The organism is Sporosarcina sp. SAFN-015, assembly GCF_059415085.1.
In genome coordinates, this window is record NZ_JBPFDR010000003.1 from 294,812 (window position 1) to 307,427 (window position 12,616).

Here is a 12,616-nt window from a genome sequence, read left to right on the forward strand (position 1 = left end):
TTTTAACTAAAAAAGGCTTGCAGCTTTTCGGTCACTTCTTCTTTTTGCCATTCAACCGTTTCGCCAGTCTCTCTAAATTTCACTTCAACGATACCTTCCTGCGCTTTCTTACCAATTGTAAGTCGAACTGGCAATCCAATAAGATCGGCATCCGTGAATTTCACACCTGCTCTTTCGTCACGGTCATCATGTAAAATGTCATACCGGTACGATTTCAATAAATGATAGAGCTCCTCCGACAATTTTACTTGCGCTTCATCCTTCATGTTGATTGTCACAAGATGTATGTCATACGGAGACAGCTGCTTCGGCAATTTCAACCCGTTCGTATCATTATATTGCTCTGCAAGAGCAGACAAAATCCGAGAAACCCCGATACCATAGCAACCCATAATATATGGTTGAGCCTTGCCGTTTTCATCGAGGTATGTCGCTTTCATAGGCTCGCTATAAACGGTTCCCAATTTAAAGATATGGCCAAGTTCAATCCCTTTGGCAAATCGGATCGTTCCATTTCCGTCAGGCGACGGATCGCCTTCTTTGATGAATCGCAAGTCCAAATAACGGTCGATTGCAAAATCACGTTCCGGATTCACGTTTACTAAATGACATCCGTCTTCATTTGCTCCGCAAACTCCGTTTACGACCTTTTCAACAGCATAGTCTGCGTAGACTTTCAGATCAAGAGGCAATTTGACAGGACCAATTGAACCTGCTTTACATGCAAGCATTTCTTCAATCTCTTTTTCTGTGGCAAGACTAATATCATTTGCCTGTATAGCATTTTTCAATTTAATCTCGTTAATATCATGATCGCCTCGTGATAAAACGACAATTAGTTTATCATCCGCTTTGAAAATAAGCGTCTTGATCACTTTTGAAGGTTCAACGTTTAAGAAATTAGCAACTTCCGCTATCGTTTTCTGTCCTGGCGTATCGACTTTCATAATCTCTTTCAAAGTTTCTTTTGGCATTTCATATTCTACATTGACTTCAGCCATTTCAATATTGGCTGCATAGGGAGACGAATCACTATAAGCAATCGTATCTTCCCCTATTTCGGATAAAGCCATGAATTCGTGAGTACCCTTGCCCCCGATTGTTCCGCCATCAGCAATGACAGCACGGTAATCCAAGCCGAGCCTCGAGAAGATATTCGAGTATGCTGACATCATTTCATTGTATTTTTCTTCCAGACTATCGTTCGATGAATGAAATGAATAAGCGTCTTTCATGATAAATTCCCTGCCGCGGAGCAGTCCGAATCTTGGTCGTTTCTCATCTCTGAACTTCGTTTGGATTTGATAGACCGTCAGTGGCAGTTTCTTATAGGATTTTACTTCATCTCTGACGAGCGATGTAACGACTTCTTCATGAGTAGGCCCTAGAGCCATTTGGCGGTCGTGGCGATCCTTTATCCTGAAGAGTTCGGAACCGTATGAATTCCATCTTCCTGTTTCTTCCCAAAGATCAGATGACTGCAATGTCGGCATGAACATTTCAACAGCTTCTATTGCATCCATTTCTTCTCTGATGATGTTCTCGATTTTTCGAATCACTTTTTTCGCTAAGGGAAGGAAGGAATAGACGCCGCTCATATGTTGACGGATATATCCTGCTCTTAGCAGAAGTTGGTGAGAAATGATATCGGCATCCGTCGGTATTTCACGCATTGTCGGGATGAATGTCCGTGATTGTTTCATGAAAGCTTTCACCTCGAATTTCTTTTAAATAATTTGTTGCTTGGAAAAAATAAAATGTTCTCCTTATATGATAATAGTGATGTTTATTAGAAGAAGAATCTTTGGATGTCATTCCAGGTGACGACGAGCATTAGGACCATTAATAACATGATGCCTACGAAGTGGACCATACCTTCTTTTTGCTTGTCGATAGGTTTGCCGCGTACTCCCTCAAAAAGGAAGAAGAGCAGTCTTCCACCATCTAATGCTGGTAAAGGTAAAAGGTTCATAATCCCCAAGTTGATGCTCAACACGGCAGCCCAGTTCATTAGAGAGAACACACCCCATTGTGCAACTGTCTCCGTCGCTTTATAAATGCCGACAGGTCCGCTTAATGCGTCAATTGTAAACTTACCGGTAACGAGCATACCTAGCAGTTCGAAGATTCTTTTCATCCAGCTAAACGTCTGCTCCGCACCGAAGGCAAATGCTTTTAATGCATTTTTTTCTAAAGGACTTTCGTACATTACACCGATTTGTCCATATTTCTGTCCAGCGTCAACCAAAGTTTCTGGAACGACTGCTAACGTCACCAATTCTCCTGCCCTCTCGACCTTCAATTGAAGATTTTCACCAGGACTTTTCTGAATTGTCTCAGTGAATTCTTGCCAGCTTCCGATTGGTTTGCCGTCCACTTCCTTAACATAGTCGCCGGCTTGCATTCCTGCAGCAAAAGCAGGACTATCATTGATGACTTCCTTAATGATAGGCTCGTTTGTAGGTATTCCATTCAAAAGACCGATCGCCAAAAAAATGAAGAATGCAAGAATGAAATTGAAAAGGGGTCCTGCAAAAATAGCCATTGCCCGACTTCTCAATGGTTTTGAATCAAATTGGCGATCATACGGAGCAATTAGCGTTTCTTGCCCTTTTTCATAAATGACTGCATTGCGGGAAACCTCGTATTTCATTAGGTTTCCATCTTCGTCATAACCTTCGATAAAAAGCTCTTTGCTTAAATCTGCAGTTTCCGTTTCTAAAAACAGTACGTTCGGGTTTGATACTTCACGATTCAAATAGATTTTTTCAATTTTATCGTCTTCGTTCAAAATGACTCCAACGCGATATCCAGGTTGCAACTCGACCGTGTCGAAATCCTCGCCTGCCATTCTCACATATCCGCCTAGTGGTAAAATACGGATTGTATAAAGGGTCTCCTTTTTCCGGATAGCAAGTATTTTCGGACCGAATCCAATTGCGAATTCGCGCACCATAATTCCAGCCTTTTTCGCGAAGAGGAAATGTCCTAATTCATGAAAAAAGACAAGAGAGCCAAATATTATAATAAACGCTATAACGGTTTCCATAAAAAACCACCTTAACTGGCCCATCCGGCCGGATTATGAATTACTCATTTCACCATATCATACACCATTTTACGGGTAATTGAATCGGTTTCTAATATCGCTTCCAAATTCGGAGAGGAAATCGATTGATGATTGTCCATCATCCGTTCTACAATCTCCTCGATTTGAAGGAAAGGAATCTTTCCTTGCATGAACAATTGGACCGCCACTTCATTTGCAGCGTTCATTACTGTCGGCATTGTGCCGCCTTCCTTACCTGCTTCATAAGCGAGAGCAAGTGCTTTGAACCTTTCGAAATCCATCTTTTCAAAATGAAGTGTGCTTATTTCCTCTAGGCGGAGCGGTTTTGCGTTTTGCATCGTGATACGATCCGGGTATGTCATTGCATATTGGATTGGTACCCGCATGTCAGGCGAACCAAGTTGCGCCATGACACTCGTGTCTTCAAATTCAACCATGGAGTGGATGATGCTTTCCTTGTGCAACAAGCAATCGATCTTGTCGTATGGCATGTTGAATAAATGATGCGCCTCAATCACTTCAAGGCCTTTATTCATCATAGTTGCAGAATCGATCGTTAGTTTATTTCCCATTGACCAATTCGGATGAGCCAATGCCTGCTCTACAGTCACGCTTTGTAATTGTTCTCTCGTCAAGTTCCTGAAACTACCACCTGATGCCGTTAAAATCAGACGAGAAACACGTTTCGGATTTTCACCATTCAATGACTGAAAAAGTGCAGAGTGTTCACTATCGACAGGTAGAAGTGTTACATTCCGTTTTTTCGCTTCTTCCATGACGATATCACCGGCTGCTACAAGTGTCTCTTTATTCGCAATAGCAATTGTTATGCCTTCTTGGATAGCTCTCAAAGTAGGCTCTAGTCCAACGCTTCCGATTACAGCATTGACGAGCATGTCCGCTCGCGTCTGTGCCGCAACTTCAATGAGACCTTCTTTTCCATGCACAAAGCGTGTTTCTGGAAATTCCGATTGCAACAATTCTGCGTCCTCTTTATGCATGACAGATACGAGTTCCGGACGAAATTTCGCTGTAATTTCCCGCACTTTACCAATATTCATCCCCGCAGAAAAAGATACGAGTTTAAATTGCTCTTTGTTTGATTGAATAATATCGAGAGTCTGTATCCCGATCGATCCTGTTGCACCGAGCAGACTTATTTTTTTCGTCATAATATGATTAACTTCCTTTCCATTAACCGACTAGGTGTAAAAAATGAATGAGCGGCAACACGAAAAGGAGACTATCGAAACGATCTAGAATTCCTCCATGTCCCGGCAAAAGATTTCCGGAATCCTTCACTCCAAAATGCCTCTTCAGTGCCGATTCAACTAAATCCCCCAACTGCCCAACAATTGAGGCAATGATCGTTACTATGATCAACATTCCATATGAAGGTGCTATTGGGTAAAAGATTTGAATTACACATGCAAACAATACGGCAAAAACGATTCCGCCTAGAAATCCTTCAACTGTTTTATTCGGAGAAATTTCCGGCCATAACTTCCGTTTACCAATCTTTCTCCCAACAAAATATGCCCCCGAATCTGTTGTCCAAATTACTAAAAGTGCATAGAATACATACTCGAAGCCATAAAATCGGGTTTCTATCAAATAATAAAATCCGATGCCGACGTATAATGCACTGAATGCCGTGAACGCCGCATGATCAAAAGTGAACTTGTTTTTTGAGATGACTGTATAGATCAATAAAATAAGAATAAGTGCAAACATTATTTCGATTTTCGTATAGCCAATCCACTGTTGAAATTCTACAGTCCACTTTGAAGGTATTAGTAAAATCGCAAGTGCAATCCAGACGAGAATGCCCTCGATAGAAAAAATACGAATATCCTTCATGCGCAGCAATTCATATAAGCCGATTGAAGCGATGACATAAATCGCGATTGTAAATGGGAGTCCGCCAATTATCACTAGTGGAAAAAAAACGGCCAGTGCGACGAGCGCTGTTATAATTCTCTGTTTCAATTTCCTTTATCCCCTTCCACACTTCCAAATCTTCGGTTGCGCATTTGGAATTCTTCGATTGCACTTAACATGCATGATTCATCGAAGTCCGGCCAGAGAACCTCTGTGAAGGAAAATTCCGAATAAGCTAGTTGCCAAAGCATGAAATTCGACAATCGCACTTCGCCGCTCGTCCGGATGAGTAAATCCGGTTCGGGCAAGTGAGATGTCATAAGATGTGACTCGATTAATGATTCGTCAATCTCTTCGATTGCTATTTCGTTGTTTACGGCCAATTGTGCAATTTCTTTTACTGCCATTGCCATTTCGAGGCGACTGCCGTAGTTCATTGCGAAGTTTAGAATGAGTCCATCATTTTTTGAAGTGGCCTCTATCGCTTTCACGATTGCTTCTTTCGTATGCGGTGGCAGCGCATCGAAGTTGCCGATCATTTCTACCCTGACATTTTGCTCGATCAATTCAGGTAAGTATGTTGTCAGGAACTCTCCCGGCAGTTTCATGAGAAAGTCAATTTCCATTTTTGGCCGTTTCCAGTTTTCCGTTGAAAAAGCGTACAATGTCAAGACTTTGATGCCTATGTCATTTGCAATCCTGGTGATTTTCCGTACAGTTTTCATTCCTTCATGATGTCCGGCAATCCGAGGTAAACTGCGTCGTCTTGCCCATCTGCCGTTCCCATCCATGATGATGGCGACGTGTGAAGGGATTGTTCTACTTTTGACTTTCGTTAGCCTGTCGGAAATTGACGGTCCATTCTCTCCAGTTTTTTTCCGTAACAGTTTATCTAGCATTCCGTTTCCTCCACTCGCCTGCTTTTTGAGCAAGTACCTAGTCTATCGTATCAAATCAGCCGATAAATTTCATTTAATACAGCTGATTGTTTCTTTGAAATTAAGAGTTCAGCCCTTTTAGATTATGCATGCCGTATGGTGAAATATTTATCATTCGGTAAAACGGATGATATACGGTCAGAAAAAAAGACGTCCTGAAAGTAGGACGCCCCAATGTATAGAAAGTTCTTCAATCAGATTTCCAAAATTTCGTTTTCTTTATCTTTGGCAATCTCATCGATTTTAACGATATAGGAATCAGTCAACTTTTGGATGTCATCACTTTCACGGCGTAATTCATCCTCAGTGATGTCCCCATTCTTTTCAAGCTTTTTCAACTCATCGTTTGCATCACGGCGAATGTTGCGAATTGCCACTTTGGAGTCTTCTGCTTCTTTTTTAACTTCTTTCACCAATTCTTTACGGCGCTCTTCCGTTAATGCGGGGACTGCCAAACGGATGACCGATCCATCATTGGATGGAGTGATACCGATATCCGATTTCAATATCGCTTTTTCAATATCACCTAAAGTCGTTTTATCATACGGTTGGATGACCATAAGTCTCGCTTCAGGTACAGAGATACCTGCCATTTGGTTTAGCGGCGTTGGAGCTCCGTAATAAAGTACTGTAATCCGATCAAGCAATGAAGCGTTCGCTCGTCCTGCACGAATGGAAGCGAGTTGTCTTGTGAAAGACCCGATCGCTTTATCCATTCTGTCTTTCGTTTGGTCCATTATCGCTTTCGGCATTTACCCATTCCTCCTCACAACCGTACCGATTGGTTCACCGAGCACGGCCTTTTTAATATTTCCATTATCCATAATTGAGAATACTACGAGAGGGATATCATTGTCCATACATAGGGTTGAAGCAGTGGAATCCATGACTTCTAGTCCTTGGCTGATCACTTCCAAGTAAGTCAATTCCGTATATTTCACTGCATTCTCATCTTTTAACGGATCTGCCGAATAGACACCATCCACATTATTTTTCGCCATTAAAATGACGTCTGCTTCGATTTCCGCAGCTCTAAGCGCAGCTGTCGTATCAGTTGAGAAATAAGGATTTCCTGTTCCAGCAGCAAATATGACGACTCGCTTTTTCTCCAAATGACGAATCGCTTTTCTGCGAATATACGGCTCCGCTACTTGCCGCATATCGATTGATGACGATACACGTGTTTCAACGTCTAATTTTTCAAGAGCGTCCTGAAGAGCTAATGAATTCATGACTGTGGCGAGCATACCCATATAATCGGCAGTTGTTCTGTCCATGCCCATCTCACTTCCGACTTTCCCTCGCCAAATGTTTCCTCCACCAACTACGACCGCAACTTCAACTCCAAGGTCGACAACTTCTTTCACTTGTTCAGCAACAGTTTTGATGATTGCCGGTGAAAGACCGTAGCCTTTATCACCCGCAAGCGCCTCGCCGCTAAGCTTCAAGACAATTCTTTTATATTTTGGGACGCCCATATGTACCCTCCGTCTACAGTGTTTTCTCGAAAAATAGGGAACACAAAGTTGTGTCCCCTAATTGATCTTTATATCTAATCAGTTACCTTTTACTTGACTCATTACTTCATCGGCAAAGTTGTCTTCGCGTTTTTCGATACCTTCGCCTACTGCGAAACGAACGAACTCTTTCAAAGTTCCGCCAGTAGATTTAACGAAATCGCGTACTTTTTGATCGGAGTTTTTAACGAACGCTTGGTCAAGAACACAAATTTCTTCGAAGTATTTTCCAAGACGGCCTTCAACCATTTTTGCAACGATATTTTCAGGCTTGCCTTCGTTCAACGCTTGCTCTGTAAGAACTTTGCGCTCACGCTCTACTTCTTCCTCGGACACTTCATCACGAGAAATGTATTGCGGGTTCATAGCAGCGATGTGCATTGCTACGTCTTTAGCAGCATCGGAGTCAGTAGAACCTTCTAGGATTGTCAACACCGCAATGCGGCCGCCCATGTGAAGGTAAGGACCGAATGCATCGTTGTCCGTTTTTGTTTTGATTTCAAAGCGGCGAAGAGTGATTTTCTCACCGATTTTAGAAACTGCATTAGAGATGTGGTCAGCGACTGTAAGGCCGTTTTCCATTTTCGATTCAGTTGCTTCTTCGATTGTTGCTGGTTTAGTTGCTAGAAGGTGTTCGCCAAGTTCTTTTACAAGAGCTTGGAACGCTTCGTTTTTCGCAACGAAGTCTGTTTCAGCGTTTACTTCGAAGATGACAGCGTCGTTACCGTTGACGATAATGTCAGTTGTACCTTCTGCAGCGATGCGGTCAGCTTTTTTAGCTGCGCTTGATAGACCTTTTTCACGAAGGAAGTCTACTGCTGCATCCATGTCACCATTTACTTCAGTAAGTGCTTTTTTGCAGTCCATCATACCTGCGCCCGTTTTTTCACGCAATTCTTTTACCATTTGTGCTGTAATTGCCATTGTTAGTTCCTCCTGTATGAGTGATTTGAGACGACAATCTGTAAAAAAGACGATAAGGGGGTTGGCCGCTTATCGTCTGTTTTATTACTAATATTACTCTGCAGCTGCCGTTTCAGTCGCTTCTTCAGACACTTCTTCATCAGCGCCTTGTCTTGATTCGATCAATGCATCTGCCATTTTGCTAGTAAGTAGACGAACCGCACGGATTGCATCGTCATTCGCAGGAATGACATAGTCGATTTCGTCCGGATCACAGTTCGTGTCAACAATACCGACGAGTGGAATGTTCAATTTAATTGCTTCTGCCACAGCGATGCGCTCTTTACGAGGGTCAACAACGAAGATGACGTCAGGCAATGATTTCATATCACGAATACCGCCAAGGAATTTCACAAGACGTTCGTGCTCTTTTCTTAGTTCAGAAACTTCTTTTTTAGGAAGTACAGCAAATGTACCGTCCTCTTCCATCGTTTCGATCTTTTTCATACGTGCAACACGTTTTTGGATCGTACCGAAGTTTGTAAGTGTACCACCAAGCCAACGTTGGTTGATGTAGTACATTCCTGCACGCTCTGCTTCTTCTTTGATTGCATCTTGTGCTTGCTTCTTAGTACCAACAAATAGTACTTTTCCGCCTTCTGCACCAACTTGACGCATGAAGTCATAAGCTTCTTCTAGTTTTTTCACCGTCTTTTGAAGATCGATGATGTAGATTCCGTTACGTTCAACGAAAATATACTTTTTCATTTTCGGGTTCCAACGACGAGTTTGGTGTCCGAAATGTACACCTGCTTCAAGCAGTTGTTTCATTGAGATTACTGACATTTGTTTTTCCTCCAATTTGGTTATATTCCTCCGTATGTTTCATGCGACGGAATGACCTTTCGGCACCTTTTCCGATCATCCACATACGTGTGTAGTAACACCATTTGATAATATACCATACCGATAATCTGATTGCAACTCACTTCATCTGAATTTCAGCAGCAATTCCACTTCGGTTTTCCCTTTCCCGAGCTTTTTTGCAATCTCTTCAATTGGCTTCCCCTCATCATACATCTGGATGGCGAGCGTTCGACTATCCATTTCATGCACTTTAGGTACTGGTTTGGAAGATTTGCTATCTTTTACTGTCGGTGCAGTCTGGTACGATTTCATTGCAGCTTTCACAGGATAACTTGGCGTGACGATGGTGAATTCCTTTCTTTCCACTTGTCTTTCAGGCTCTTGATGGCGGCTATCAAGTGCATTTTCAACTCGTTTGCCATTTTCCTGCCGTTTTTCAATGATAGCGATAAGCCGTTCGTTTTCCTCTTTCAATTCAGATAAGTAGGCGCCGATCGCATCATCCATCTCTGCCATAAGCTTCTGCTGCTTCTTCTCCAAGTTGTTGAATTTCGAAACTTTCATATATAGCAATGCAATGAAATAAAAACCGATCACTTGTACTATGAATAAAAATACTAAAAATACTGTTTGCATGTCCATCATCCTGTAAAGTCGACAAACGACCCTTTGTAAGGGTGTACTGTCTTCTTTTCCTCTTCCTTATGTTGATGTTCTTTTTCTTTCTGATTCCTGTCTCCATTTTTGCCTTTTGAATCTTTATCTGTTTTGGCGTATTTCTCGGAGCGCCGGACACTTTCCCGGTTTTTCAATGTCTCTTTTTCGTTTTGGAGCTGTGCCTGATCTTGGTTCAACTGCGTTTGCTGTTGTTTCTGTTCCTGCATTCTTCCTGCTTCAAACGTTTTTGGTATGGCGATTTGGAGTTCGATTCCTTTCAGGCTCATAAAATCCCTCCATCAACAATTTCCGGCAACAGTAGTTTTCGCAATTTGAAGAGCGCTTTCGAATGGATTTGAGAAATTCTAGAAGTCGATAAATTCAAGATTTCCCCTATCTCAGTCAACGTCATCTCATCTGTGTAAAACAAGTTTAATACCAATTGTTCATTATGGTTCAATTCTTGAATTTTCGATGCTAAATCACCGACGAGTTCCCCCATGACGATTTGCTGTTCAGGAGTGCGCTCGTGATCATCCTTCAGGACAAATGATTTTTGCCCTTCCTCTTCGTCATCATTCATACGCTCGTCCATGGAAAGCACATTGGAAAAATAATGTTCATGAACTGTCTGATATACTTCTTCTACGGTAACGCCAAGATGTTCAGCAATCTCTTCGGGCGTTGCGTGACGCAGTAGTTTCTGCTCCAACTTGCCGATTTCTTCCTCAAGCTTTTTTGACCTTTCTCGGGAGGATCGGGGAAGCCAGTCTTCCTTACGCAAACCATCTATGATTGATCCTCGGATCCTGAAGGAAGCGTACGTATCAAATTTCAAATCCCTGCTTGGATCGAATTTTGTTAGTGCGTCGAATAGACCTTGCAGGCCCAAGCTCATAATCTCATCCCTCGATACATTCCGAGGCAAGCCCGAGCTGATTCGTTGCACATGGTAATTGACGAGAGGAGTATACTTCCGGACTAGTCTATCGCCGGCATCGGGATCCCGATCATTTAACCATAGTTTCCAACATGCATCTTCTCCCGTCAGATCCTCTTTGGACATCGAATCCCTCACCTTCCATGATGTTTCCGTCAAAACGAGAAATTATATAATTTCTATTATAGCAAATTTCGACAAAAAATAGCGACTGAACCGTTCAGTCGCTCTGCTACGTTTATGCCTATTGATACTGCTTCAAATTTCCTTCGTTCCGAAATTGACTGTCCGGATGCTTAATGCGCTCGTTAACGGATCGAATTCGATTGTCCGTCCGCTCGAACCACCGGTGTCTTCCGCTATTATTGGAATAGATAGTCGGGCGAGCTCTTTTTTGACAGCTTCAACATTACGCGGACCGATGCGGATGGAATCACTGGAGCCAAATTGAAACATTTGGGCGCCTCCAGCGATTTTTGCTTTTAGGGATAAAGGGCGAACCCCTTCCGACTTCAGCATTTCCATTAATGAATAAATACCGGTATCAGCAAATTTAGCTACATTTATACTATCCGATCTTCCAAGACTCGATTCGGGAAGCATAACATGCAGGAGCCCGGCAATCTTCTTAGATTCGTCATAAAGTACAACACCGACGCATGACCCTAATCCGGATGTCCGGATTGTGTCCGGTGCATGAACGATATTCATATCGGCGATTCCGACTCTAACTACTGTTTTTAACATGATTAGAGTACACCTAACGAACGGAAAATCGTTATATAAGATTCCGGATCAGGAAGCAAAAAGAAATGCCCGTCCACACTCGAATGTCCGTTATCGCCTTCCTCTTCGATGCGCGTATCGATAACGATGACCTCATCGCTAAAATGTGATACTTCTATAAGTCCAAAACTGACAATAGCCCCGACCATATCAACACTCAATGATGGAACTGTTGGATGGACTTTTAATCCTGTAAAATCCGATAAGGCAGACAAATAGGATCCAGATAAAATATTGCCGAGCTCCTGCATAGCCGAAATACCCATTTCGGGAATCGGCACTGCATGGAAATCGAACGTCTCATCACCGATTAATCTGCGGATGAACTCGTTTGCAGAATCGATCGGCAAGACAAAGAACATGCTTCCTGATAAGTCGCCTTGAATTCTTAAATAAATGCCTGCCACAATCCGCTCAGGGCCCCCTGCCAGATCAAACATTTCGTCGAAGGAAACGAGTGAAACTTTCGGAACGAGCATATCAATTTTCCTACCAAGCAATTGTGATAATGAAGTTGCCGCATGAGCTGCCCCGATATTCCCAATTTCCTTTAGCACGTCAAGGTGCATATCGGTAATTTGGTGATCAGATTTCATCTGTCGTCACCCGTTTCACAGGCTGTAGCACTTTTTCTAAATTTAGCATGACTAATAGTCGTTTCCCTACTTTGGCAACTCCCGAAATGAATTCGGATTCGATGGAACCAACGACTTCGGGCTGCGGTTCGATGGAATCAACCGAAATATCGATTACATCATTCGCCGAATCTACGATGAGTCCCACCTCAAATTCCTCCAATGAAACGATGATGATTCTGCTGCTGTCGTCTAGAGTTTTCACTTCCATGCCGAAACGTTCTCGCAAATCGACAATCGGAGTGACAACTCCTCTTAAGTTGATAACGCCCTTTATATATGATGGTGTTTTCGGAACTTTCGTAATGGAGATGAGTTTTTCAATGGACTCGACAACATCCACAACAACGGCATATTCTTTATCCATCAACTGGAACACGATCACTTTCATTTCATTACTGCTCTTAATTGTTTCAGCCATG

General features: G+C 42.5%; 15 protein-coding genes. All 15 read right to left on the reverse strand.

The features are described 5' to 3' along the window. Positions 1-2: 2 nt before the first annotated feature. The 15 genes from ACR65H_RS07255 to ACR65H_RS07325 all read right to left on the reverse strand — a co-directional run bounded on the left by ACR65H_RS07255 (position 3) and on the right by ACR65H_RS07325 (position 12,615). Complete coding sequence (locus tag ACR65H_RS07255) at positions 3-1,703, reverse strand: proline--tRNA ligase (protein WP_440499491.1); 1,701 nt, start codon at positions 1,701-1,703, stop codon at positions 3-5. Between the two features lie 86 nt (positions 1,704-1,789). Continuing rightward, complete coding sequence (gene rseP, locus ACR65H_RS07260) at positions 1,790-3,049, reverse strand: RIP metalloprotease RseP (protein ID WP_440499492.1); 1,260 nt, start codon at positions 3,047-3,049, stop codon at positions 1,790-1,792. 44 nt (positions 3,050-3,093) lie between these two features. Then, on the reverse strand, positions 3,094-4,242 hold the full coding sequence (gene dxr / locus ACR65H_RS07265; RefSeq protein WP_440499493.1) for a 1-deoxy-D-xylulose-5-phosphate reductoisomerase: 1,149 nt from the start codon (positions 4,240-4,242) through the stop codon (positions 3,094-3,096). 22 nt (positions 4,243-4,264) lie between these two features. Then, entirely contained in the window at positions 4,265-5,059 is a 795-nt protein-coding gene (locus ACR65H_RS07270; RefSeq protein WP_440499494.1) for a phosphatidate cytidylyltransferase, read from the reverse strand. Continuing rightward, positions 5,056-5,850 carry an undecaprenyl pyrophosphate synthase gene (gene uppS / locus ACR65H_RS07275; RefSeq protein WP_440499495.1) on the reverse strand — a complete coding sequence of 265 codons (795 nt, stop codon included), beginning with the start codon at positions 5,848-5,850 and terminating at the stop codon, positions 5,056-5,058. The genes ACR65H_RS07270 and uppS overlap by 4 nt, the downstream gene beginning before the upstream one ends. Before the next feature lie 233 nt (positions 5,851-6,083). Beyond that, positions 6,084-6,641, reverse strand: a complete 558-nt coding sequence (gene frr, locus ACR65H_RS07280; RefSeq protein ID WP_440499496.1) for a ribosome recycling factor — start codon at positions 6,639-6,641, stop codon at positions 6,084-6,086. Further along, positions 6,642-7,367 (reverse strand): UMP kinase, encoded by a 726-nt coding sequence (gene pyrH, locus ACR65H_RS07285; RefSeq protein ID WP_440499497.1) that lies wholly within the window; start codon positions 7,365-7,367, stop codon positions 6,642-6,644. Positions 7,368-7,445: 78 nt separating this feature from the next. Then, a complete protein-coding gene (gene tsf, locus ACR65H_RS07290; protein WP_440499498.1) occupies positions 7,446-8,330 on the reverse strand; it encodes a translation elongation factor Ts in 885 nt (294 codons plus the stop codon). Positions 8,331-8,423: 93 nt separating this feature from the next. Beyond that, the gene (gene rpsB, locus ACR65H_RS07295) at positions 8,424-9,155 is read right to left on the reverse strand and encodes a 30S ribosomal protein S2 (protein ID WP_440499499.1); all 732 of its coding nucleotides are present in this window, start codon (positions 9,153-9,155) and stop codon (positions 8,424-8,426) included. Between the two features lie 144 nt (positions 9,156-9,299). After that, positions 9,300-9,812, reverse strand: coding sequence for a hypothetical protein (locus ACR65H_RS07300; RefSeq protein ID WP_440499500.1), 513 nt, complete (start codon positions 9,810-9,812; stop codon positions 9,300-9,302). A gap of 5 nt (positions 9,813-9,817) precedes the next feature. After that, complete coding sequence (locus ACR65H_RS07305) at positions 9,818-10,120, reverse strand: RNA polymerase subunit sigma (protein WP_440499501.1); 303 nt, start codon at positions 10,118-10,120, stop codon at positions 9,818-9,820. Continuing rightward, positions 10,117-10,899 (reverse strand): FliA/WhiG family RNA polymerase sigma factor, encoded by a 783-nt coding sequence (locus tag ACR65H_RS07310; protein ID WP_440499502.1) that lies wholly within the window; start codon positions 10,897-10,899, stop codon positions 10,117-10,119. The genes ACR65H_RS07305 and ACR65H_RS07310 overlap by 4 nt, the downstream gene beginning before the upstream one ends. A 132-nt stretch (positions 10,900-11,031) precedes the next feature. Continuing rightward, the gene (locus ACR65H_RS07315) at positions 11,032-11,520 is read right to left on the reverse strand and encodes a chemotaxis protein CheD (protein WP_440499503.1); all 489 of its coding nucleotides are present in this window, start codon (positions 11,518-11,520) and stop codon (positions 11,032-11,034) included. Between the two features lie 2 nt (positions 11,521-11,522). Then, on the reverse strand, positions 11,523-12,155 hold the full coding sequence (locus tag ACR65H_RS07320) for a chemotaxis protein CheC (protein WP_440499504.1): 633 nt from the start codon (positions 12,153-12,155) through the stop codon (positions 11,523-11,525). Then, a complete protein-coding gene (locus tag ACR65H_RS07325; RefSeq protein ID WP_440499505.1) occupies positions 12,145-12,615 on the reverse strand; it encodes a chemotaxis protein CheW in 471 nt (156 codons plus the stop codon). The genes ACR65H_RS07320 and ACR65H_RS07325 overlap by 11 nt, the downstream gene beginning before the upstream one ends. Between the last annotated feature and the right edge of the window lies 1 nt (position 12,616).